The sequence below is a fragment of the Bradyrhizobium manausense genome (genome assembly GCF_018131105.1).
Lineage (GTDB): Bacteria > Pseudomonadota > Alphaproteobacteria > Rhizobiales > Xanthobacteraceae > Bradyrhizobium > Bradyrhizobium manausense_B.
In genome coordinates, this window is the sequence record NZ_JAFCJI010000001.1 from 2161163 (window position 1) to 2182768 (window position 21606).

The 21606-nt window shown below is 63.8% G+C and carries 22 protein-coding genes; 9 read left to right on the plus strand and 13 right to left on the minus strand.

Translation table 11 applies throughout. From position 1 onward, the window contains the following. Positions 1 to 7: 7 nt before the first annotated feature. The 4 genes from JQ631_RS10155 to JQ631_RS10170 form a co-directional block, all read right to left on the minus strand. Positions 8 to 502, minus strand: coding sequence for a type II 3-dehydroquinate dehydratase (locus tag JQ631_RS10155; protein WP_212325897.1), 495 nt, complete (start codon positions 500 to 502; stop codon positions 8 to 10). Positions 503 to 535: 33 nt separating this feature from the next. Beyond that, positions 536 to 1816 (minus strand): TRAP transporter large permease, encoded by a 1281-nt coding sequence (locus tag JQ631_RS10160; RefSeq protein WP_212325899.1) that lies wholly within the window; start codon positions 1814 to 1816, stop codon positions 536 to 538. Between the two features lies 1 nt (position 1817). Next, a complete protein-coding gene (locus tag JQ631_RS10165; protein ID WP_212325900.1) occupies positions 1818 to 2327 on the minus strand; it encodes a TRAP transporter small permease in 510 nt (169 codons plus the stop codon). 75 nt (positions 2328 to 2402) lie between these two features. Further along, positions 2403 to 3422 (minus strand): TRAP transporter substrate-binding protein, encoded by a 1020-nt coding sequence (locus JQ631_RS10170; RefSeq protein ID WP_212325901.1) that lies wholly within the window; start codon positions 3420 to 3422, stop codon positions 2403 to 2405. Positions 3423 to 3651: 229 nt separating this feature from the next. Here JQ631_RS10170 and JQ631_RS10175 point away from each other — a divergent pair, with 229 nt between their 5' ends. Genes JQ631_RS10175 through JQ631_RS10185 form a run of 3 tightly spaced genes read left to right on the plus strand, consistent with a single transcriptional unit; the run spans position 3652 to position 6394 of the window. After that, entirely contained in the window at positions 3652 to 4311 is a 660-nt protein-coding gene (locus tag JQ631_RS10175) for a GntR family transcriptional regulator (protein ID WP_212325902.1), read from the plus strand. A gap of 50 nt (positions 4312 to 4361) precedes the next feature. After that, positions 4362 to 5528, plus strand: a complete 1167-nt coding sequence (locus JQ631_RS10180; RefSeq protein ID WP_212328559.1) for a M24 family metallopeptidase — start codon at positions 4362 to 4364, stop codon at positions 5526 to 5528. Beyond that, the gene (locus JQ631_RS10185; RefSeq protein ID WP_212325903.1) at positions 5525 to 6394 is read left to right on the plus strand and encodes an SMP-30/gluconolactonase/LRE family protein; all 870 of its coding nucleotides are present in this window, start codon (positions 5525 to 5527) and stop codon (positions 6392 to 6394) included. Before JQ631_RS10180 ends, JQ631_RS10185 begins: the two co-directional genes overlap by 4 nt. Here JQ631_RS10185 and JQ631_RS10190 read toward each other — a convergent pair. The 3 genes from JQ631_RS10190 to JQ631_RS10200 all read right to left on the minus strand — a co-directional run bounded on the left by JQ631_RS10190 (position 6391) and on the right by JQ631_RS10200 (position 10551). Further along, positions 6391 to 7206: a hypothetical protein gene (locus JQ631_RS10190; protein WP_212325904.1), complete on the minus strand. Its 816-nt coding sequence runs from the start codon at positions 7204 to 7206 to the stop codon at positions 6391 to 6393. The two genes, JQ631_RS10185 and JQ631_RS10190, sit on opposite strands and share 4 nt — an antisense overlap. Before the next feature lie 142 nt (positions 7207 to 7348). Further along, positions 7349 to 9340 carry a primary-amine oxidase gene (locus JQ631_RS10195; RefSeq protein WP_212325906.1) on the minus strand — a complete coding sequence of 664 codons (1992 nt, stop codon included), beginning with the start codon at positions 9338 to 9340 and terminating at the stop codon, positions 7349 to 7351. 14 nt (positions 9341 to 9354) lie between these two features. Next, positions 9355 to 10551 (minus strand): serine hydrolase domain-containing protein, encoded by a 1197-nt coding sequence (locus JQ631_RS10200; protein WP_212325908.1) that lies wholly within the window; start codon positions 10549 to 10551, stop codon positions 9355 to 9357. Positions 10552 to 10727: 176 nt separating this feature from the next. Between JQ631_RS10200 and JQ631_RS10205 the strand changes: the two genes are divergently transcribed. Beyond that, positions 10728 to 11711 carry a helix-turn-helix domain-containing protein gene (locus JQ631_RS10205; protein ID WP_212325910.1) on the plus strand — a complete coding sequence of 328 codons (984 nt, stop codon included), beginning with the start codon at positions 10728 to 10730 and terminating at the stop codon, positions 11709 to 11711. Between the two features lie 5 nt (positions 11712 to 11716). Here JQ631_RS10205 and JQ631_RS10210 read toward each other — a convergent pair whose 3' ends face one another. The 4 genes from JQ631_RS10210 to JQ631_RS10225 form a co-directional block, all read right to left on the minus strand. Beyond that, on the minus strand, positions 11717 to 12382 hold the full coding sequence (locus JQ631_RS10210) for a methionine ABC transporter permease (RefSeq protein WP_212325911.1): 666 nt from the start codon (positions 12380 to 12382) through the stop codon (positions 11717 to 11719). Then, positions 12372 to 13493 (minus strand): methionine ABC transporter ATP-binding protein, encoded by a 1122-nt coding sequence (locus JQ631_RS10215; RefSeq protein WP_212325912.1) that lies wholly within the window; start codon positions 13491 to 13493, stop codon positions 12372 to 12374. Before JQ631_RS10215 ends, JQ631_RS10210 begins: the two co-directional genes overlap by 11 nt. A 232-nt stretch (positions 13494 to 13725) precedes the next feature. Further along, the gene (locus JQ631_RS10220) at positions 13726 to 15201 is read right to left on the minus strand and encodes a DASS family sodium-coupled anion symporter (protein WP_212325913.1); all 1476 of its coding nucleotides are present in this window, start codon (positions 15199 to 15201) and stop codon (positions 13726 to 13728) included. A gap of 99 nt (positions 15202 to 15300) precedes the next feature. Then, complete coding sequence (locus JQ631_RS10225; protein WP_212325914.1) at positions 15301 to 16107, minus strand: enoyl-CoA hydratase/isomerase family protein; 807 nt, start codon at positions 16105 to 16107, stop codon at positions 15301 to 15303. A gap of 120 nt (positions 16108 to 16227) precedes the next feature. Here JQ631_RS10225 and nthA point away from each other — a divergent pair, with 120 nt between their 5' ends. Genes nthA through JQ631_RS10240 form a run of 3 tightly spaced genes read left to right on the plus strand, consistent with a single transcriptional unit; the run spans position 16228 to position 17893 of the window. Beyond that, entirely contained in the window at positions 16228 to 16860 is a 633-nt protein-coding gene (gene nthA, locus JQ631_RS10230) for a nitrile hydratase subunit alpha (protein WP_212328560.1), read from the plus strand. Then, a complete protein-coding gene (nthB, locus tag JQ631_RS10235) occupies positions 16857 to 17516 on the plus strand; it encodes a nitrile hydratase subunit beta (protein ID WP_212325915.1) in 660 nt (219 codons plus the stop codon). The genes nthA and nthB overlap by 4 nt, the downstream gene beginning before the upstream one ends. Next, positions 17516 to 17893: a nitrile hydratase accessory protein gene (locus tag JQ631_RS10240; RefSeq protein ID WP_212325916.1), complete on the plus strand. Its 378-nt coding sequence runs from the start codon at positions 17516 to 17518 to the stop codon at positions 17891 to 17893. The genes nthB and JQ631_RS10240 overlap by 1 nt, the downstream gene beginning before the upstream one ends. 121 nt (positions 17894 to 18014) lie before the next feature. Here the strand turns inward: JQ631_RS10240 and queC are convergent, their stop codons facing one another. Then, entirely contained in the window at positions 18015 to 18728 is a 714-nt protein-coding gene (gene queC / locus JQ631_RS10245; RefSeq protein ID WP_212325917.1) for a 7-cyano-7-deazaguanine synthase QueC, read from the minus strand. 126 nt (positions 18729 to 18854) lie between these two features. On the opposite strand from queC, the gene mazG reads away from it, so the two are divergent. Continuing rightward, complete coding sequence (gene mazG / locus JQ631_RS10250; RefSeq protein WP_212325919.1) at positions 18855 to 19673, plus strand: nucleoside triphosphate pyrophosphohydrolase; 819 nt, start codon at positions 18855 to 18857, stop codon at positions 19671 to 19673. Positions 19674 to 19687: 14 nt separating this feature from the next. Beyond that, positions 19688 to 20143 carry a GNAT family N-acetyltransferase gene (locus JQ631_RS10255; RefSeq protein WP_212325920.1) on the plus strand — a complete coding sequence of 152 codons (456 nt, stop codon included), beginning with the start codon at positions 19688 to 19690 and terminating at the stop codon, positions 20141 to 20143. Positions 20144 to 20200: 57 nt separating this feature from the next. On the opposite strand, the gene hflX is transcribed toward JQ631_RS10255, so the two are convergent. Then, positions 20201 to 21595: a GTPase HflX gene (gene hflX / locus JQ631_RS10260; RefSeq protein WP_212325921.1), complete on the minus strand. Its 1395-nt coding sequence runs from the start codon at positions 21593 to 21595 to the stop codon at positions 20201 to 20203. Between the last annotated feature and the right edge of the window lie 11 nt (positions 21596 to 21606).

Sequence of the window (21606 nt, forward strand, 5' to 3'; positions counted from 1 at the left end):
TCCCTGATTAGGCCTTGCCTGCCGCCGCAAGCCCGTGAAGAGCCGGCGGGACCGTCTCGGGCAATTGTCCAAGCCGCTGAACGGCCGCCAGCATCGCGGCGAGATACCCGTACGGGCCGAGGCCGCAAATGACGGCCGTGCAGGCGCTCGATGTGATCGAGTGGCGATGCAGCTCGTCGCGCGCGTGAATGTTCGAGATATGCAACTCGATCTTCACGCCGTCGAAGATCTTCAGCGCATCGATCAGCGCGATCGACGTGAAGGAATAGGCGGCCGGGTTGATGATGATCGCATCCGCCTTGCCATGGGCGGACTGGATCAGGCTGACGAGTTCGCCCTCCATGTTGGACTGATGGAACGAAATCGAGACGCCGAGCTGGGCGGCCAGCGCCTGACAGCTCGCCTCGATCTCCGTCAGCGTCGTCCGGCCGTAAATGTGCGGCTCCCTTATGCCCAGAAAATTGAGGTTTGGCCCGTTGAGGATCATGATTTTCGCGGCCATTGCCCTGCTCCGTTGCGTTGTGTCCGGCGCCACTTAGCCGCCGAACCATTTTGCCGGGATCGTCACCAGTCCCGGAAACAATACCATCGCGAACAGGACGATGAGTTGCGCAATCATGAAGGGCCAGACGCCCTTGATGATGTCCTCCATGCTGATCCTGGAGACGCCACAGACGACATTGAGCACGATGCCGACCGGCGGCGTGATCAGGCCGATGGAGTTGTTGATGATGAAGAGTACGCCGAAATAAACGGGGTCGATATGGGCCGCCTTGACGATTGGCATCAGGATCGGCGTCAGGATCAGGATGGTCGGCGTCATGTCGAGCGCGGTGCCCACGATCACCACCACGACCATGATCGCGAGCATCAGGATGGTATTGTTCCCCATGAACGGCTTCAGGAGATCCACGACCTGGGCGGAGATTTCGGACACCGTGATCAGCCAGGACGACACCAGCGCGGCGGCGACGAGGAACATGACGACGCTCGTCGTCACAGCCGACGACACCATTACCGCGTAAACCTCCGACCATTTCAGCTCGCGATAGATGCAGGTCGCGACGAACAGCGAATAGACGGCGACAACGACGCCCGCCTCGGTCGGCGTGAAGATGCCGAAGCGCAAGCCCACGATGATGATGCCGGGCAGCATCAGCGCCCAGAACCCGTCGATGACGGCGTGCGCGATCTCACGTAGCGAGGCCCGCGGCGGCGGCGACAAATTCTCCTTGCGCACGACCCAGTACCAGGCGCCGCAGAGGCCCAATCCAAGCAGCAGGCCGGGCACGATTCCGGCCAGAAACAGCTTTGAGATCGACACGTTGGCGGCCACGCCGAAGATGACGAAGCCGATGCTGGGCGGAATGACGGGGCCGATGACGCCGCCCGCGGCGACGAGACCGGCCGCGTAGGTCTTCTTGTGGCCGGCGGCCACCATCATCGGCACCAGCAGCGCGGCGAGCGCGGCCGCGTCCGCGGCTGCGGATCCTGACAGGGATGACAGGATGCAGGCCGCCATGATGGTGACGTAGCCCAGGCCCCCGCGGAAATGGCCGACCGCAACGAGCGCGACATTGACGATCCGCTTGGCCAAGCCCCCCTTGTTCATGACCTCGCCGGCGAGCATGAAGAACGGAATGGCCATGAGCGGAAAGCTGTCGGCGCCGTTAATGACGTTCTGCGCCACGATCTGGGCGTCGAACATGTCGATCGTGCTCATCAGGGCGACGCCGCAGATGAGAAGCGCAAACGCAATCGGCATGCCCAGCGCCATGGCGCCGAGCAGCGAGAACGTGAAGACGGCGATCGTCATGTCATTGCTCCTCCGATTCCCTGACGGCCACCATGTCCTCCTCGCTCGCCTGCCCGCTGATCACGCGGTAAAGGTCGTAGAGAAGGATAATCGCGGCCGAAACGCCGAAGATCACGCCGACCGCGTAGAAGATGCCCATCGAAAGGCCCGTCGCTGGAGCGCGATCATCGATGTTGATGATGGTCTGACGCCAGCTGCCGGAGAGCAGCAGCCAGTCGCCGAACAGCATCAGGCAATAGTTGATGACGAAGCAGATGCGCTTGCCGGAGGCCGGCAACATCCGGACCAGACTATCGACGCCAAGATGCGCATGCTCGCGCAACGCGACGATGGCGCCGAGGAAGGTCAGCCACACCAGAAGCCAGCGCGACAGTTCCTCGGAAATCGTGATTCCGGAGTTGAAGCCGTATCGCAGCACGACGTTGCCGAAGACCAGCACCACCATGACCGCGAGACAGGCGGCAATGATGGCCTTCAGAAAGGTGCAATAGAGGTCGAGAGCTCGCGCCATGCGTGACGTCCGGGCAATGAGGAGCGTGAGCCGGCCATGGGCCGACTCACGCCGCCTGCGTGATGGAGAGGTCGCCTACTTCACGTCCTTGCGGATGCGCTCGACTTCGTCGTTGAAGAGCTTCACCGTCTCGGGGCGAAGGTTGGCTGCAATCTTGTCCGCGACCGGCTGCGACGTCTTGCGCATGCGCTCGGTCTCCTCAGGCGGGATCGCGTTGTACTGCATGCCCTTGGCCTGCAATTCCGCGAGCGCCTTTTCGGTCTGAAGGCGCGTCTGCTCCTTCTGATAGCCGCGGCTTTCCTCATAGGCTTCGTGCATCAGGCGCTGCTCGGTCGGCGACAGCTTGTCCCAGAAAGCCTTGCTCACCAGGATGATGTTCAGCGTGAAGGTGTGATTGGTGGCCGAGACGTATTTCTGCACTTCGTAGAACTTGTTCGAGAGAATGACCGTGTAGGGATTCTCCTCGCCGTCGACGGTGCGGGTTTCCAGCGCCGAATAGAGCTCGCCGAACGCCATCGGGACCGGATTGGCTTTGAATGCCCCGAAAGTCTCGAGATAGACCGGGTTCGGAATCACGCGGAGCTTGAGCCCGCTGAAATCCTCGAGCCTGGTGATCGGCCGGGTGCTGTTGGTGACGTTGCGGAAGCCCAATCCCCAGTAGCCAAGACCGATCAGCCCCTTCGACGGCAACGTATCGAGCATCGCCTTGCCGAATTTGCCGGTCGCGAGCGCGTCGGCCTGCTCGGTCGTGTTGAACAGGAACGGGAAGTCGACAAGGCCGAACTCCGGAATGACTGTTGCGAGCGAAGTCGTCGAGGCCGACAGCATCTCCTGGGTACCGCCGCGCAGCGCCGATTGCTGTTGCAACTCGTTGCCGAGTTGTGAGGCCGCGAATTCGCGGACCTTCATCTTGCCCCCGCTCTTTGCCAGCAGGATCTCGGCAAACTTCTGCACGCCAAGGCTGACGGGATGATCGGTGTTGTTCAGGTGCCCCCACCTGATCGTCCGCTCCTGAATGTCATCGGCGGCGGACGCGCTGACCGTCAGCGCCATGCAGATCGCCGTCGCAGACAGCGCCCGTACCCACAAGCTCATCGTTTCCTCCCTGTTCCTGAGGGCGCGAACGGCGGCTTAAGCGCTCATTTCCCATACCCTCTGTTTATTTACACATCATACCCCTATTTGAGAGTCAAACGAGATTATTAGTTTCATATGAGATTTATATAGATGTCAGATTTCTTGAATTTTCTATCGTGCCGGGCAATATTGATGGTTCGGCCGCCCGTGCGGCGGCTTGCGCCAAGGACAAGCGGGATCAAAGGGCATGACGGTACTTGAGGAACGGCCGATGTCGGCGGGCGACAGCGGCTATCAGCGCATCCGCTCCGACATCATTTTCGGTGTGCTGACGCCCTCGGGACGTCTCAGGCTCGATGCCATGAAGGAGGACTATGGCGTCAGCATCTCGACGCTGCGTGAGATCCTCAATCGTTTGACGTCAGAGGGCTTTGTCGTTGCCGAGGGCCAGCGCGGCTTCGAGGTGGCGCCGATCTCGATCCAGAACCTGCGCGAGCTCGCCGATCTGCGCATTCTGCTGGAGCATCACGCGATGGCCGAGTCGTTCCGCGCCGGCGATGTCGAATGGGAAGGCCGCGTGGTCTCTGCCCACCACAAGCTGGCGGCGACCGAACGCACCGTCCTCAAGGAAGGCGATGATCCCGAGCTGCGCAAGCGCTATGACGGCGAATTCCACCAGGCGCTGATTTCAAGCTGCGGCTCACGCGAGCTGATGCACACGCACGCGATCGTGTTCGATAAATATTTCCGCTATGCGCTGCGCTATCGCGGCACGGAGACCATCAACCAGCACAAGGCGCTGCTGGATTGCGCGCTGAAGCGGGACATCAAGAACGCCCGGGCCGTCCTGAGCGACCACATCAATGGCTGCGTCGCGCATGCGCTGTCCTCCTGGAAAGACGCCTGACCACTTTCTCGTGTCAGCAAGTTCAAATCGTCGACGCAAAAGAACGATCAATGCAGATCCCATTCTCTACGGCCAGGCTTGACGGCCTGCTCGATGCTTCAGGCATCGACATCCTGCTCGTGACCTCGAAGCACAACATCCAGCATCTTCTCGGCGGGTACTATCATTTCCAGTTCGATTACATGGAAGCGATCGGCATCAGCCGGTATCTGCCCATTTTCGTCTATGTGAAGGGCGATCTCGCCAAGTCCGCCTATATCGCCAACCGCAACGAGCGCGACAGCGTCCAGAACAGAACCAGCGCCGGACATTGGATGCCGCCGGTCGTGTTCGGGTCATCAACCTCGGTCGAGGCGATGACACTCGCGCTCGAGCACGTCAAGTCCGTCGCGACGCCTGCGCTACGTATCGGCGCCGAGTTGTCGTTCCTGCCGGTGGACGCAGCGGACGTGCTGCGCAGGGAGCTTCCCGGTTGCCGGCTCATCGAGGCGATGCGGCCGCTGGAGAAACTGCGGTCAATCAAGACCGCGGCCGAACTGGACATCCTCCGCGAGGCGTCCGAGCGCGTGGTCGCGTCGATGAAGGACGCGATGGGCCGCAGTCGCCCCGGACAAACCAAACGCGAGATCATCGAGCATCTGCGCCAGGCCGAACTGTCGCGCGGCATGATCTTCGAATATGCGCTGGTGACGATGGGAACGAGTCTCAACCGGGCGCCTTCCGACCAGTGCCTGGAACAAGGCGATATCGTCTCGGTGGATTCAGGGGGAAACTACAAGGGCTATATCGGCGATCTCTGCCGGATGGCCGTGCAGGGGATGCCGGACGGCGAGCTTGTTGATCTGCTCGATGAGATCGACCTGATCCAGCAGGCAGCCCGGGCGCCGATCCGCGCAGGTCTCACCGGCAGCGCGATCTACGCTGCGGCAAATGAAGCGTTGGCCCGCTCCCCTCATGGCAAGCAGATGCATTTCGTCGCCCACGGCATGGGCATCGTCAGCCACGAGGCACCGCGCCTGACGGCGAACGGCCCCATTCCCTACCCTGCGGACGACGCCAACGTGCCGCTGGAAGCAGGCATGGTCATCTCGATTGAAACCACGTTGCCGCACCCGCTTCGCGGCTTCATCAAGCTCGAAGATACCATCGCGGTGACCCCGGACGGTTATCAGGCCTTTGGCGACGGCGCGCGCGGTTGGAACAGGATTCCGGAATGACCGTGAACCCGATCTCCGCACACAAGGTCGAGACCGCCGTCGCCAGCAAGGATATTCTGGGCGAGACGCCGCTGTGGTGCGATAACTCCCGCAAGCTCTGGTGGGTCGACATCGACGGCAGGCTGCATCAATCCTTCGACCCTGCGACCGGCACCCATCGGGTCACCTCCTGCGATTGCCAATTCCTCGGCAGCCAGGCCCTGACGGCGGACGGCTCCCATCTGCTCGCGCACGACCTGACGCTCCACCGTCGCCAGGCCGTCATCGAAGTCGAGAGCGGGTTCGACAATCGCCTCAACGACGGCCGGGTGGATGCCCGTGGCCGGCTATGGATCGGCACCATGGACAACCAGCTGCATCGTCCGAACGGCTCGCTCTATCGCGTGACTGGGGACGGTCAGGTGGTGCGCATCTTCGACGACGTCATCGTGACCAACGGGATTGCGTTCTCGCCGGACAATCGCACGCTCTATTTCACGGACACGCGGCGTCACCGCACCTGGGCGTTCGACTTCGACCTCGATGACGGCGTGATCCGCAACAGGCGGCTGTTTGCAGATTACAGCTCCTCGGGAGAACGACCCGACGGCGCCTGCGTCGACGTCGACGGCGGATTATGGACGGCGTTCTTCTCGGGCGCTCGGGTGGCGCGCTACCGGCCGGACGGGACGATCGACACGGTCATTCCGTTGCCGGTGACCAATCCGACCTGCCTCTGCTTCGGCGGCAGCGATCTCAAGACGCTGTTTGTGACGACGGCGAGGAAATTTCTGGATCAACAGCAGCTCGATCAAGAGCCTCAGGCCGGTCATCTCCTGGCTATCAACGGCGTTGCGCAGGGCCTTCAGGAACACCGCTTCGGCTAGCGCAGTGGCAGTTGCTCCAGCTGGCTCTGCGCCTTCTTCACAGCCCCCGCGAACCAGCTCTGGTTCGGCGCCTCCCTGGCGAAGCATTTTGTATAGGCGTCCATCGCCAGGTCCTCCTTGGCCATGGAATCCTCCGGGACCTTTTTGGCCATCATCTGCTTCCAGACTTTTTCACAGGCCGGGATCTCGGCCGTCTTCACGGCCTCGCTTGCGGCAAGGAAATAGACCTTGTCGCCCTGGATCGCGGCCACGTCGATCTCGTGCGGCGGCCCCTTCAAGTCGCCATTGCCACGGACACCAAGCACGGCAACGGCGGCACTCATTGATGCGGGCTTGGTGATCGGCAATTCGGCATATTTGGCAAAGGCTGAGTCCTGGATCGCCTGATAGTAGAAGCGATCCGATCGGAACGCCGCATCGATCGCTTGCGGCATGCCGTCCTTGACGTGTTCGCGCAGCCAATGCTTCAGCAGCGCGGTCGTGGTCACCACGGCCTGCTGCTTGTCGCCTTCCGTGGCAAAGCCGAGCCCGTCGAGATGGCCGAAGCCGCTGTCTCCCCTAAACAGCGTGTCGACGTTCGATTGGCCCTCGCCCGGCAGCCCTTTGATTGCGATCGGCCCGACCAAACCGCGCAGCACCCCGGTCAGCTCGCTGAGCGCCGCATCGTGCTGCTTGTACGTCTCGTCGTTCTCCTTGGCCTTCGAGAACTTGGCGATGTAGCGGTCACGCAGGTCGAGATAGTGCTGCTCTGGCGCGGCTGCGTGGGCGGCCGTGGCGAAGGCGAGCAGGCAGAGCAAGGCGAGCGATCTCATTGCGATTAACCGGAAGGCTGGGGTCGATCTCCAGTCTTGGTGGCGCTGCCAGGCTGGAAGGTTCATTCCCGACGGGGTGTTTGCTCCGCGCCTTGCCGCCGGCCGAGCCGCCCGCGCACGAGTCCGCAGAGGCCCTGCTCCGCTAGACCTTGTGGCAGCACTCCCCTCCAGCGTCCTTCGCGTTGCCTGCGAGCACGCTGCGGCTGTTGCGGTCCGGCGGGATGTCGCCGGCGGCATTGGCCGCGAAGAAGCCGGTCGGCTTCAGCGTGAAGCCGGCATATTCAACCGGCATGATCGGAAAATCCTCGGGCTTGCAGATATGGGTGTGGCCGAACGAGTGCCACAGCACGATGTCGGTATTCTCGATGTTACGGTTCTGCGCGGCATAGCGTGGCAGGCCATCGCCGCCGGCGTGGTTATTGGGATAATCGCCGCTGGCGTACTTTTCCGCCGCGTCGAAGGCCGTGACCCAGACATGCCTGGTCGCAAAGCCGCCGCGCTTGCGCACATAGCTGCCCTCCTGCGCCAGCATCAGCGGGCTCGGATTGACCACGAGCTTGTAGGCAGGCGCGTTGCCGACCGAATTGGTCTCGTTCGGGTTGCTGATCTTCCAGAACCGGCCGGTCTCGCCATTGGCAACAGCCGCGGCATCGCGCTCGCGTGAGAGCACACGCGTGGTGGTGTCGAACACGTTGCCGTGCGGATTGTCGCGTCCCCAGGGCCGCGGCACGAAATCGTGTTCGCTGACAGTGTTGCCGCCGCCGTCGAGATCCATGTGCATGCGCACGTTGAAGAAGTGCTGGTGCGTCGGGCCGCCGAGGCCGTCGTCGACCATGCCACCCCATTTGTACTTTTCGCCAGGCTGTACGGCAGCGGTCTGGATGATGCCGGTCAATTTTGTTTCGAGCTGGATCGTGCCGTCCTGGTAGAGGTACCAGTAGAAGCCGTAATCGTAATTGCCGACAGTGGCGAAGAAGGAGATCACGAGCCGCCGCGAGCGCCGCACCTCGAACAGGCCGTTGCGGAATTCGTAATGCTTCCAGGCAATTCCGTAATCTTCCTCATGCATGCAGATGGCGTTCTGCATGACGAACGGCTCGCCCTTGTTGTCGGCGGCCGGGACGTCGAAATATCTGATGTTGCCGAGGCAGTCGCAGCCGAGTTCGAGCGCGTTGGCCAGCATCCCGAGCCCGTATTCGCCGGCGTCGAACGCCGACTTCCAGAAATGGTTCGCAGTCGGGTCGGCGTAAGGAACGACCATCTCGGTGACGCTGGCGCGGTGGATCAGCGAACGCTTGCGCGTCCCGTCCTGGTAGGCGAGCTGATGCAACACCAGCCCTTCGCGCGGCGTGAAGCCGACGCGAAAACTCCATTTCTGCCAGTCGACCTTCCAGCCATCGACCTTGAAGCTTGCGCCCTCCGGCTGTTCGATATGCAGCGGCTTGATGTCGGTGCGCGGATTGGTGACTTCGTGGGCGCCGTAATTCCGCTTCTTGCGCGGGATCGGCACGATGGGATCCTCGTCGGTGAGGTCGATGACCTTGCCGCCAATGAGGTCGACGACCGCGACCACGCCCTCGATCGGATGGGCATAACCGTTGTCCTGGAGATGCTCGCGGAAGAAACTGACGGCGCGGACGATGCGTGCGCCGCGCTCATACTCGAAATCGAGGAAGCCCGACGAGAACGGGTCGACCTGGACCAGCTCGATGTCCTTGTCCGTCAGGCCGCGCCGGACCATCGCCGCGCGCCAGCCGGGATCGGCCTTCACCACGGCCTCGCACTTGAAGAACTCCTCCAGCATCACCGAAGGCTGTCCATAGGGCGCCTCGCGGTTCGGAATGATTTTTCGGGCGACGATCTCATTGCGGGCGAGATCGACGATGTGCTCGATCGCCTCGCCCGTCACCACGTCGAGCGTCAGCGCGAAGGCGCGGCGTTGTGTTCCGCCGGCCGCCAATTCCTGCTTGGTCGGCTCTTCCAGCCGCACTGTCGGGAAGCGGCAATTTTCGGGCGAGGCCGCGGCTGCGCGCACCAGCGTGCAGGCGGCGGTGATCTCCTCGGCAGTCAGCGGATCAAGCGGATGAGGCGCCGCGGTCCGCGCCTCCGATTTGGCTTTGACGGTATCGAGCATGGGATATCCAGACGTCAGCGCGGAGCGAGATGAGTCGTGATGGCGCGGAAGGCCGCGAACCAGCGTTGGTCGATCGGGATGTCCATCGCCTTGGGCTGGGTCGCGAGCTTGACGATGACGGTGTCCGAATCGAGATCGACATAAAGGTGCTGGCCGTGGATGCCGATCCCGGTCAGCGCGTCGCGCGACGGATCGATCGTGAACCATTTGCTGCGATAGCGCGCCCCCGGGAAGAATTCGGCGAGGTCGCCGTCGGCCCAGGCCTTGGGATCGCCGTTCTCTCTGATATCGTCGATCCACCAGCCCGGTACGACCTGCCGCCCCTCCACCACGCCGCGATTGCGCATCATCTCGCCGAAACGCAGCAAATCCCGCGCGGTGACGGAGATACCGCCGGCGAGGCGGCCCATGCCGTGGCTGTCCAGCGTCAGCGAGCCGTCCTCCTCGGCGCCCAAGGGCTGCCAGAGATATTCCGAGAGGACACGGTGGTAGGGCATGCCGCAGGCGCGCTCATAGACCCAGCCGAGCACCTCGGTGTTGGTCGAGACGTAGTGAAACACCTTGCCGTGCGGCTTGCCCGTGCCGCGCAGCGTGGCGAGATAGGCCCGCTGATGGCCGGGCTCGACGCCATCAGGCGGCACGTCCCAGCCTGAGGAGTAGCGGTAACGCGCGACGTCGCCGGCGGGGTCCTCATAGTCCTCCTCGAATTGAATGGCGACGGCCATGTCGAGGAGGTTGCGGACCGTGCAGCCGCCGTAGACCGAGGTCTCGAGCTCGGGCACATAGCGCACCACCCTCGCCTCGGGATCGACCAGCCCGCGCGCGACCAGCACGCCGCCGAGCGTGCCGGCGATCGCCTTGCTGATCGAGCAGATCAGGTGCGGCCTGGTCACGTTCATGCCGTCGCCATACCATTCGTGGACCAGCGTGCCCCGATGCATCACCAAAAGCGCATCGGCAAAGGTCTCGCGCAGCGTTGCCTCGATCGTGGTAGCCTTGCCGTCGGGCGCGGTAAAACCGAGCTTTGCCAGCTCGCGCGGGGCGCTTGGCATCGGTGTCGGTCGTGCCGAGCGGCGGATCTCCGCGGTCGGCAGCACTTCACGCGCGTGGGTGAAACCCCAGCGTATGGCTGGAAAACTGCGCCAGTTGGCGCGGGTCACCTGGGCCTCGGGTGCGGGCGGGCTGCCGCGCATGATCTCGGTCGGTCTCATCTCGATCCCTCCGCAAGCCCGGCTCCTATGCCGGGAATGGCATTGAGGAAGACTGCACGCTGGCAGCACGGAGCGTTATCGAAATCCCGCAATATTTTGCTGGACAGCGCCCGTAGCCGTGCCAGTCTGGCGTGGTTCCTGCTGGCTTCTCGGCTTTCGAATTTCAACGTGCTGTCATGGCCTTAAGCGCAACTCTTCCGATTCAAGACTCGCCTGCAAACCTGTTTCAGGCGAGCAGCACGGATGTGGATGAACATTGCGCCGCGCTCGGCCGCTGGCGGCTGAGCTACGACCAGATCAGCGCGGGCGCATTCACCGGCAGTTTTACCCAGCTGTCCCTGCCCCGCGTCGACGTGTTCCGCGAGATCACCGGCCAGCAGGTCCGCCAATACGGCCAACTCGGCATCGACAGCTTTGGCATCGGCCTGCCCTGGCATGGCGATGGCGAGGTCAGTTGCAACGGTGCCAGCGTCGCGGGCACGCAGGTCATCGCCTGCATCGATGCCGAGGTCGACATGTGCACGCCGAAGGCGTTCGAACTGCGTGGCGTCGTCGCCAGTGCGGCGTTGATCGCGGAATTGGCCACTCGGCTTGAAATCGACCTGCCGCGCACCGCTTGGCATCAGCTGCGGGTGATCGAGATGGCCGAAGCGCCGGTCGCTCGGCTGCGCGCGCATCTCGCGGCGATCCATGACGCTATCGCAACCGCGCCCGAACAGTTTGACGATCCGACGGCGCGGCAGGCGCTGGAAGACGCCCTCCTCGTCGAGATCATGGACATGCTTCCAACCGCGCGCTCTGCCGATCTCGGTCGCAGCGCCGTGACACGCAAGCGCACCGTCGACCGCGCTCGCGCGCTGATGCATGGCAGCGGCGACCGCTCACTTTCGTTGCTGGAGGTCTGCAAGGCGGTCGGCGCCAGTCCGCGCAAGCTCGGCTATTGCTTCCAGGAGGTGTTGGGCACGAGCCCGATGCATTATTGGCGCGCAATGCGGCTCAACCGCGTGCGGCGGGATCTCAAACGCAGCGTCGAGACGTCAGTCTACGACATCGCCGTGCAACATGGCTTCTGGCACTTCAGCCAGTTCTCGCTCGATTACAAGCGCCACTTCTCCGAGCTGCCCTCGGAGACGCTGCGGCGCGCCAGACTGGCGGCCTGACCGGGTCAGCGGTGTCGCAGCCGGCGGTTCACCCTGCGCGCCAGATAATCGCCCGCACTCTGCACGAGTTGCACCAGCGCGATCAGCACGACGACGACCGCCAGCATCATCTCCGGCATGAAGCGCTGGTAGCCGTAGCGGATGCCGAGATCGCCGAGCCCGCCGCCGCCAACCGCGCCGACCATGGCGGAGTAGCCGAGCAGGCTGACGACTGCGAGCGTGAGCGCCAGCAGCAGGCCGGGCAGCGCCTCGGGGATCAGCACCTTGAACACGATCTGGAGCGGCGATGCACCGAACGAGGACGCGGTCTCGATCAGGCCGCCATCGACCTCGCGGATCGCGGCCTCGACCAGGCGTGCGATGAATGGCGCCGATGCAATGGTCAACGGCACGATCGCCGCCGTCGATCCGATCGAGGTCCCGGCGATGAGCCGCGTGAACGGGATGATGGCGACGACGAGAATGATGAAAGGCGTGGAGCGCGTCGCATTGACGACCATGCCGAGCACGGCATTGACGGCCGGCGCCGCGAACAGCTCGCCCTTGCGACTCGTTGCCAGGAACACGCCGAGCGGCAGGCCGAAGACGGTGCCGAGCAATGCCGCGACCCCAACCATGAACAGGGTTTCGCCGGTGGCCTGGATGATCAAATTGATGAGTTCAGGCGACATAGCCAAGACGCTCCGCCGGGAATTGAGATTGAGAGAGCCAGGCCAACGTGCGCGTTGCCGCGCTCTCGCCGCCGGGAATGCCGAGCACGAGCGAGCCGACATGCTGGCCGCCGATCTCGTCGATACGCGCCGAGAGCAGCGAGATGTCGAGGCCGAGCTCGCGGGCGAGCCGCGCGATCAGCGTATCGCCGGCCCCTGCCCCGCGCACCTGGACGCGGATCACGGCGTGGCTGCCCGGCTCCTGTACGATCCGGCTTGCCAGCGACACCGGCAGGCTGTCGCCGGTCACTTCGGCCAGGAAGGACTGCGTGATCGGATGTTTGGGATGGGTGAAGATATCGGCGACATGGCCGCTCTCGACGACGTGTCCGGCATCGAGCACGACGACCTGCTTGGCGAGCTGACGCACCACCGACATTTCATGCGTGATCAGCACGATGGTCACCCCCAGCTCGCGGTTGATGTTCGCAAGCAGATCGAGGATCGCGCGGGTCGTCTGCGGATCGAGCGCGGAGGTCGCCTCGTCAGACAGCAGCACGCTTGGCCGCGTCGCCAGCGCGCGGGCAATGCCGATGCGCTGCTTCTGGCCGCCGGAGAGTTCAGAGGGATAACGGTCGTGCTTGTCGGCGATACCGACCAACGCAAGCAGTTCGGTCACGCGCGCGCGAATGTCGGCCTTCGACCAGCCGGCGATCTCCAGCGGCAGCGCGACGTTGTCGGCGGCCGTGCGCGAGGACAGCAGGTTGAAATGCTGGAAGATCATGCCGATCGAGCGCTGCGCCAGTCGCAGGTCTCGGCCTGTGAGCGCGGAGATGTCCCTGTTGTCCACCACGACGCGGCCCGTGCTCGGCTTCTCCAGCCCGTTGATCAGCCGCACCAGGCTCGACTTGCCGGCACCGGAGCGGCCGATCACACCGGTGATGGAGCCACGCGCGATCGCGAAGTCGATACCTTCCAGCGCGTTGATGCCGGGCTTGCCGCGATAGGCCGGATAGGTCTTCGACAGGCTTTCGAACCGGACCATGGCGTCCGGCCCAGCCGGAGCGTCCTGGATCTCGATCGGCTCTCCGATCACACGTGACGGGTGCGCATTCATCGAAACGGCTTTCATGCACGATACTTAGCCCGCCCGCCCGGAAGGCGCACGAGACCAGGCCGCTATTCAGGCGACGAAGGATGGAACACAGACAGGAGGCCCAATGGCGACACTGCACTGCAGCGCACCATCGGCTTTTCCGGTCTTTCTTGCAATTTCAGATATTTGCAGAGGATTGGGTGAAGTTTTCCCAATCCCTTGCCGCGAAAGAAAAATCGTCTGCAGAGGTATCAGCCTGCGGCCGGGCTCACCGGGCCATTGAAAGCCAGGGCAGCACGATCAGCAGGAGGCCGGCGAAATAAAGCACCCCGAAGATCAGGCCCAAGCCCCAGAACTGGCCCTTCCCGATATAGCCGCTGCCGTAATACATCGGCGCCGGCCCCGTTGCGTAAGGCGAGATCACGCCCATCAGGCCGAGCGAATACATGCAGAGCATCGCCAGCGTTGCCACGGGCAGATCGGGAATGCCGGAGCCGACCGCGAGCACCACCGGCAGCACGGCTGCCGCGTGCGAGGTGATGCTCGAAAAGAAATAGTGAATCCAGAAGAACAGCGCGACCAGCAGGATCATTGCAGTCGATGGCGTGAGCCCAGCCAGCGGCTTGGCAAACTCATTGGCAAACCATTTGATGAAGCCGATCTCGTTCAGGCCGGAGGCCAGGGTCAGCAGCGAGGTAAAGTAGAAAAACACCTCCCAGGCGCTCTTCTCGCTGACGATGTCCGCAAACTCGATCACGCCGGTGACCAGCATCAAGGAGATCACGATAAAGACCACGGTCGTGGCGTTGACGAAATTCGTACCCAGGACCGGCACATGGATGTCCGGGCTCGAGCCCGCGATCCACAGGAACATCGCGAGCACGATCAGCGCCAGCATGATCCACTCGTTGCGCGACATCGGTCCCATCTCGGCAAGTTCTTTCGCGGCCCATTCGGAAATCTCGGGGCTGCGCTTCACCTCCGGCCGGCAGATGACGTAGCCGAGCAGCGGCACGAGGATCATCAGGAGAAGGCCGAGCGGCGCAAAGCCGATGAACCACTGGCCCCAGCTCACATCGACGCCCACAGTCTTCTTGGCGATCGCGAGCGCGGCCGCGTTCGGCGCCAGTGCGGTAAAGAACAGCGAGCTCGTGATCGCGGTCGCCGCGAACGCCGTCCACATCACATAGGTGCCGATCTTGCCGGCGGTCGGTCCGGGCTCGGAGCCGTAGATGCGCGGGATGTTGCTGATGATGGGATAGACGATACCGCCGCTCCGCGCGGTGTTGGACGGCGTCGCCGGCGCGAGCAGGAAGTCCGACATCGCGACCGCATAGCCAAGGCCGAGCGTATTGGTGCCGAGGCGCTGCACCAGCACCAGTGCGATGCGCCGGCCGAGCTGGCTCTTGCGATAGCCGATCGAGAACACGAAGGCACCGACGATCAGCCAGACCGTGCTCTCGGCAAAGCCCGCCAGCATCCAGCGCAGCGATTTGCCGGGATCGGGATCGATGTAACCGCCGACGCCGGCAACCGTGAGTCCGATCAGGCCGACCGCACCGACCGGCATCGATTCCAGGATCAGCCCGGTGATGACGGCCGCGAACACGGCAAAATAGTGCCACTGATTGACGTTGAGCCCCGCCGGCACCGGCCACAGATAGATCGCCAGCCACACCACGAGCGGCGCGATCAGTTTCCAGCGAAAGCCTTTCGCCCCAGATGCCTGCGTACTGGCGGACATGCGCCCTCCCTCAATCGACTGCGAATAGCCCGTTTGCCGGGCCGTTTTGTCCCGCGCGGCGTATACGGATTGTCCGTACCGCGATCAATGGGCAGGACTCTACAGCCCCCTGAAGCGCGGCTTGCGCCGGCCCAGGAACGCCTCGACACCCTCCTTGTGGTCCTCGCTCAGGCTTGCGAGCGCGAACTGGTCGACGTCCATGTGGCTGGCGAGATCATCCAGCGCATGGGCGAGCCGGTTGACGGTCAGCTTGGTCATCGCGACCGAGAGCGGCGGTTGCGCAGCCACCTTGCGGGCCAGCTCCATCGCTGCATCAAGGGCATGGCCGGGGTCGACCACCTGCTCGACCAGGCCCCATTCATAGGCCTCGTCGGCGGAGATGCGCTGGTCGGCCAGGATCACCGCCTGCTTGGTGCGGGCCGGTCCCATCAGATGCAGCATGCGCGGGATGCTCTGCCAGCTCATGTTCATGCCGAGCCCGATCTCGGGCACACGGAGATGGGCATCGCTCCCCATGATGCGAAAGTCGAGCGCGACCGCGAGCGCCACGCCGCCGCCGACGCAAAAGCCTTCGATCGCCGCGATCGTGATCTGCTCCATCTCCTGCCAGGCATGGGTCAGGCGCGGTCCGAGCTTGAGATGCCGCCTGAGCGCGCCGAGGTCCATCTCTTTGCGCGAGCGCCCTTCGGCGTCCTTCAGATCGAACCCTGCGCTGAACGCGCCCGAACTGCCCGTCAGCACCACGACGGACGTCGCCGCGTCATCCTCGAAGCTGCGTGCCGCCGCCGTGAGCTGGCGCAGCGCCTCCGGCGACAATGCGTTGATTCCGTCATGACGATCGAACCGCACCACCGCGATCCGTCCCTCGGGCCCGAGGCCTTTCTCGATCTTGACGAATTCCTTCATGGGCGCCTCCCAAGCTGATTTTCACCTGATCGTAGCGCACATCAGGCGTCACGAATATGGACCGATTGCGTTGCAACGAATGCTCGACAGGACAGCACCATGCGCTTAATCTTTCGCACCATGAGCCACGATCACGACCATCATCACCACGATCACGATCATTCGGAATTGTCCGAGACCGAGCTGCGCGTGCGCGCGCTCGAGACGATTCTGACGGAAAAGGGCTATGTCGAGCCGGCGGCGCTCGACGCCATCATCCAGGCCTATGAAACCAGGATCGGTCCGCATAACGGCGCGCGCGTCGTCGCGAAGGCCTGGACCGATCCGGCGTTCAAGAAAGCGTTGCTGGAAGACGGCAGCAAGGCGATCGGCACGCTCGGCCATGTCAGCCGTGTCGGCGACCATCTCGTCGTTGTCGAGAACACGCCTGAGCGCCACAACATGGTCGTGTGTACGCTGTGTTCCTGCTACCCCTGGGAAATGCTGGGGCTGCCGCCGGTCTGGTACAAGGCCGCGCCCTACCGCTCGCGCGCGGTGAAGGACCCGCGCGGCGTGCTCGCCGATTTCGACGTAAGCGTGCCGAAAGACATCGAGATCAGGGTGTGGGATTCCACCGCCGAAACGCGCTTCCTGGTGCTGCCGATGCGACCCACAGGCACGGAAGGCTGGAGCGAGGAGCAGCTGGCGGAGCTCGTCACCCGCGATTCCATGATCGGCACGGGGTTTCCCAAAACACCCGGAGCGCCGTCGTGAACGGTGTCCACGACATGGGCGGCATGGACGGGTTCGGCAAGGTCGATCCCGAACCGAACGAGCCGATGTTTCATGAGGAGTGGGAATCTCGTGTGCTCGCCATGGTGCGCGCGATGGGTGCAGCCGGCGCCTTCAATATCGACACCTCGCGCTTCTATCGCGAGACGCTGCCGCCGCATGTCTACCTCTCCAGCTCCTACTACAAGAAGTGGTTCCTCGGTCTCGAGGAAATGCTGATCGAGAAGGGCTACCTCACCCGCGAGGAAGTCGCGGACGGCCATGCGATGAAGCCCGGCAAGGCGCTCAAGCATGGCAAGTTCGACCTCGCCAATGTCGAGCGCGTGATGGTGCGCGGCAAGTTTGCTCGCCCTGCCCCGGCGTCCGCCAAATTCAACATCGGTGACCGCGTTCGCGCCAGGAACATTCATCCCACGACGCACACGCGACTGCCGCGCTATGTGCGCGGCCATGTCGGCGTGGTCGAGCTCAACCACGGCTGCCACGTGTTTCCGGATTCGGCCGCGATGGAGCTCGGCGAGAATCCGCAATGGCTCTACACGGTGGTGTTCGAAGGCCGCGATCTCTGGGGCGCGGACGGCGATCCGACCCTAAAGGTGTCGATCGACGCGTTCGAGCCCTATCTGGACCCGGCGTGATGAGCAGCGCTGCGGCGGCCGCCGCGACGGCGGCCATTCCGAGCATTCCCCGCGACGACGACGGCCCGGTGTTCCGCGCGCCCTGGGAAGCACATGCCTTCGCCATGGCGCTGACGCTGCATGACCGCGGCGTATTCTCGTGGCTCGAATGGGCTGCGGCCCTGGCCGACGAAATCAAGCGCGCGCAGGCGGCCGGCGATCCCGACACGGGCGAGACCTATTATTTGCACTGGCTCGCCACGCTCGAAGGACTCGTGGCGCGCAAGGGCGTCGCCTCGATAGACACCCTGCATCGCTATCGCAACGCTTGGGACCATGCCGCCGATCGCACGCCCCACGGCAAGCCGATCGAGCTGCGGCCTGAGGATTTCAGGTAGGCCGGCGCTCTCGCCTCACCCGTCATTGCGAGCGCAGTGAACCAATCCAGAATCCCTCCGCCGCGACAGTCCAGATTGCTTCGTCGCTTCGCTCCTCGCAATGACGGCGGTGGTGGAGGCCCTACTGCCTCGCCACAAACGCCCGCCACCCCTTCGCCCGCAGGCTGCACGCCGGACACTCGCCGCACCCGTAACCCCAGTCATGCTGCGCGCCGCGCTCGCCGAGATAGCAGGTGTGCGACTGCTCGCGGATGAGGTCGACCAGCGCATCGCCGCCGAGGTCGTGCGCGAGCTTCCAGGTCGCGGCCTTGTCGATCCACATCAGCGGCGTATGCAGTTCGAATTTGCGAGCCATGCCGAGTGAAAGCGCGGCCTGCATCGCGCGGATTGTGTCGTTGCGGCAGTCAGGATAGCCGGAATAGTCGGTCTCGCACATCCCACCGACGATGTGGGTGATGCCGCGCCGGTAGGCCAGCGCTGCGGCAAACGTCAAAAACACCAGGTTTCGACCGGGCACGAACGTATTCGGCAGGCCATCGGCTCCCATCTCGATGGCGACGTCGCGCGTCAGCGCGGTCTCGGATACCGCAGCGAGCGTCGGGATCGACAGTGTATGGCTCTCGCCAAGCTTTTCAGCCCAGCCTTCGCGAAGCCCCTTGATGCCGTCGAACAGCCGGTCGCGACAATCGAGCTCGACGGCATGTCGCTGGCCGTATTCGAAGCCTAGCGTTTCCACGCGGGCAAACCGGCTTAGCGCCCAGGCGAGACAGGTGGTGGAATCCTGGCCGCCGGAGAACAGCACCAGCGCGGTTTGTGATGGAAATGCGTCACCCATGGCCAGCGCTTTAGCACCGGGGAACGTATCAGCCAATCGGTGGAAATCGGCCTGTTCCGCCGTGCACCGCTGGGAACGGCGGTCCGCTTTTGGCATAAGGCTTTGGACCCAGGAGACTGCCCCGCAATGACCCCTTCCCGCGACATTTCCCGCCTGATCGAGATCATGGCGGCGCTGCGCACGCCGGTGACTGGCTGCCCCTGGGATCTCGAGCAAAATTTTGCGACGATCGCGCCCTACACGATCGAGGAAGCCTATGAGGTGGTCGACGCCATCGACCGCGGCGATCTCGACGATCTGCGCGAAGAACTCGGGGACCTCCTGCTGCAGGTGGTATTCCACGCCCAGATGGCCTCGGAGCAGAACGCCTTTGCCTTCGGCGACGTCGTCGAGGCCGTCACGCGAAAAATGATCCGGCGCCACCCGCATGTCTTTGCCGACAAGGACGGCAACCTCGCCTCCTCCCACGTCAAGGAAGTCTGGGACCGCATCAAGGCCGAGGAGAAGGCCGAGCGCGCCGCGCGCCGGCCGCCGGAGGCGACGCCGCCGCACAAATCGCTGCTGTCGGGCGTCAAGGCAGGCCAGCCCGCGCTGACGCGCGCGATGGAGCTGCAGCGCAAGGCCTCGACCGTCGGCTTCGACTGGAACGACCCGCGCGCGGTCCTGCAAAAAATTCGCGAGGAGGCCGACGAGATCGAGGCCGCCCTCGACCGCAACGACAAGCGGGAGATTGCGGAGGAGACGGGCGACCTCATGTTCGCGCTCGTCAACCTCGCCCGCCATGTCGATGCCGATCCGGAAGCCGCCCTGCGGGCAACCAATGCAAAATTCGAGCGGCGCTTTGCCTATATCGAGCGGGCGCTGGAGGCGCAGGGACGCACGCTGGAGCAGGCGTCGCTGGCCGAAATGGATGCACTGTGGAACGCGGCGAAGACGGCTACCTGACACGAGGACCCGCAGTGGACATCAGGCAGGACGACCCGAAGGCGCCCCATGTCGCCGATTTGTTGGTGCATCACCTCGAAGAGCTTCGCAGCGTCATGGGGGAGCACGCGCAAGCACTCGATGCGAGTGGTTTGTCCGCCCCGTCGGTGACGTTCTGGACCGCCTGGCACGACGACATGCTGACTGGCTTCGGCGCACTGAAGCAGCTGGATGCAACGCATGGCGAAGTGAAGTCGATGCGTGCCGCGCCCGCTGCGCGACGGACCGGCGCCGGGCGCGCCATTCTCAATCACATCGTTGCGGAAGGCCGTAAGCGCGGATATGCGCGTCTCAGCCTGGAGACCGGGACGGCGCCGCTGCATGTTCCGGCCGTTGCGCTCTATCGCAGCGTCGGCTTCGTATCTTGCGAGCCGTTTGCCGACTATGAGGCGAGCCCACACAACCAGTTCTTGAGCCTCGACTTGTCCTGATAATTTGCTTCAAGCGCGCTGCATCGTCCGCGGTTGTCCCGGCTTTCGCCAGGACGACTACGGGACCGTCATGCGCGGGACGGCGTCGAACCTGTTCACCACGATATCCCGCTTGGTCTCGTCCACTCGCACGGTCATGTCGAAGCGGCCGTCGTGCAGCTCCTTCGCCAGCACCTCCGAATTGCGGTGCAGCCAGGAAATGCCAGCGCCATCGGCGGCGTCGATCGAAAGGTCGAGCGTGGTGCGCTTGGCGGCGAGCCGTTCCTCGATTGCAGCAAGCAGTGCGTCGATCCCCTCGCCTGACACGGCCGAGACCAGCATCGCCGGGTGATCTTCCGGCCGGCGCGCTGCGATATTCAAAAGCTCTTCGCGCTTGTCAGGCTCGTAACGATCGATCTTGTTCCAGACCTCGATGATGCGGCCGGAGTCATCGGGGTTGATGCCGAGCTGGCGCAGCACGGCGTCGACGTCGCTCTGCTGGGCTTCGGCATCCTCGTGCGAGATGTCGCGCACATGCAGGATGACGTCGGCCTCCAGCACCTCCTCCAGCGTGGCGCGGAAGGCAGCGACGAGCTGCGTCGGCAGATTGGAGATGAAGCCGACGGTATCAGACAGCATCGCCTTGCCGCCATGCGGCAAGGTCAGCGCGCGCAGGGTCGGGTCGAGCGTCGCGAACAGCATGTCGGCGGCCTGCACGTCGGCCCGCGTCAGGCGGTTGAACAGCGTCGACTTGCCGGCGTTGGTGTAGCCGACCAGCGCGACCACGCGATACGGCACGCGCTGCCGGCCGGCGCGATGCAGGCGTCGCGTCGCCTGTACCTTCTTCAACTCGCCTTCCAGCTTGGAGATGCGCTCCTGGATCAGGCGGCGGTCGGCCTCGATCTGCGTCTCGCCGGGACCTCCCATGAATCCGAAGCCGCCGCGCTGGCGCTCGAGATGGGTCCACGATCGCACCAGGCGCGAGCGCTGGTAGTTGAGATGCGCAAGCTCGACCTGGAGCGAGCCTTCCTTGGTCTTGGCGCGGCGGCCGAAGATTTCGAGAATGAGCCCGGTACGATCGAGCACCTTGGCATGCAATTCCTTCTCGAGATTGCGCTGCTGGATCGGTGCCAGCGCGCAATCCATCACCACGAGCTCGACGTCGAGACTCTTGGCGAGCGCGGCAATCTCCTCGACCTTGCCCTTGCCGATATAGGTCGCGGGCCGGATCTGGCTGATGGGTGCGATGATCGCATCGGCAATGACGAGATCGATGGCGCGCGCAAGTCCCGCGGCTTCATCGATCCGGGCCTCGGCGTCGCGCAACACTGCCGAGGCATGACCTTCCGATTGCGCGTCGGCACTCCCCGCGCGCGCTCGCAAATAGGGACCGATGACAAGCACCCGCCCCGTCTGCTTAGCCCCTGCCGGCCGCGGACGGTCGGCATCCCCGTCGAAATTCCGGGGTTCCAATCAGATCACTC

Bases quoted from the DNA above. Each gene is read 5' to 3' on its own strand.
- JQ631_RS10155 (WP_212325897.1), bottom strand. From the start codon at position 502: ATGGCCGCGAAAATCATGATCCTCAACGGGCCAAACCTCAATTTTCTG.
- JQ631_RS10160 (WP_212325899.1), bottom strand. From the start codon at position 1,816: ATGACGATCGCCGTCTTCACGTTCTCGCTGCTCGGCGCCATGGCGCTG.
- JQ631_RS10165 (WP_212325900.1), bottom strand. From the start codon at position 2,327: ATGGCGCGAGCTCTCGACCTCTATTGCACCTTTCTGAAGGCCATCATT.
- JQ631_RS10170 (WP_212325901.1), bottom strand. From the start codon at position 3,422: ATGAGCTTGTGGGTACGGGCGCTGTCTGCGACGGCGATCTGCATGGCG.
- JQ631_RS10175 (WP_212325902.1), top strand. From the start codon at position 3,652: ATGACGGTACTTGAGGAACGGCCGATGTCGGCGGGCGACAGCGGCTAT.
- JQ631_RS10180 (WP_212328559.1), top strand. From the start codon at position 4,362: ATGCAGATCCCATTCTCTACGGCCAGGCTTGACGGCCTGCTCGATGCT.
- JQ631_RS10185 (WP_212325903.1), top strand. From the start codon at position 5,525: ATGACCGTGAACCCGATCTCCGCACACAAGGTCGAGACCGCCGTCGCC.
- JQ631_RS10190 (WP_212325904.1), bottom strand. From the start codon at position 7,206: ATGAGATCGCTCGCCTTGCTCTGCCTGCTCGCCTTCGCCACGGCCGCC.
- JQ631_RS10195 (WP_212325906.1), bottom strand. From the start codon at position 9,340: ATGCTCGATACCGTCAAAGCCAAATCGGAGGCGCGGACCGCGGCGCCT.
- JQ631_RS10200 (WP_212325908.1), bottom strand. From the start codon at position 10,551: ATGAGACCGACCGAGATCATGCGCGGCAGCCCGCCCGCACCCGAGGCC.
- JQ631_RS10205 (WP_212325910.1), top strand. From the start codon at position 10,728: ATGGCCTTAAGCGCAACTCTTCCGATTCAAGACTCGCCTGCAAACCTG.
- JQ631_RS10210 (WP_212325911.1), bottom strand. From the start codon at position 12,382: ATGTCGCCTGAACTCATCAATTTGATCATCCAGGCCACCGGCGAAACC.
- JQ631_RS10215 (WP_212325912.1), bottom strand. From the start codon at position 13,493: ATGAAAGCCGTTTCGATGAATGCGCACCCGTCACGTGTGATCGGAGAG.
- JQ631_RS10220 (WP_212325913.1), bottom strand. From the start codon at position 15,201: ATGTCCGCCAGTACGCAGGCATCTGGGGCGAAAGGCTTTCGCTGGAAA.
- JQ631_RS10225 (WP_212325914.1), bottom strand. From the start codon at position 16,107: ATGAAGGAATTCGTCAAGATCGAGAAAGGCCTCGGGCCCGAGGGACGG.
- nthA (WP_212328560.1), top strand. From the start codon at position 16,228: ATGAGCCACGATCACGACCATCATCACCACGATCACGATCATTCGGAA.
- JQ631_RS10240 (WP_212325916.1), top strand. From the start codon at position 17,516: ATGAGCAGCGCTGCGGCGGCCGCCGCGACGGCGGCCATTCCGAGCATT.
- queC (WP_212325917.1), bottom strand. From the start codon at position 18,728: ATGGGTGACGCATTTCCATCACAAACCGCGCTGGTGCTGTTCTCCGGC.
- mazG (WP_212325919.1), top strand. From the start codon at position 18,855: ATGACCCCTTCCCGCGACATTTCCCGCCTGATCGAGATCATGGCGGCG.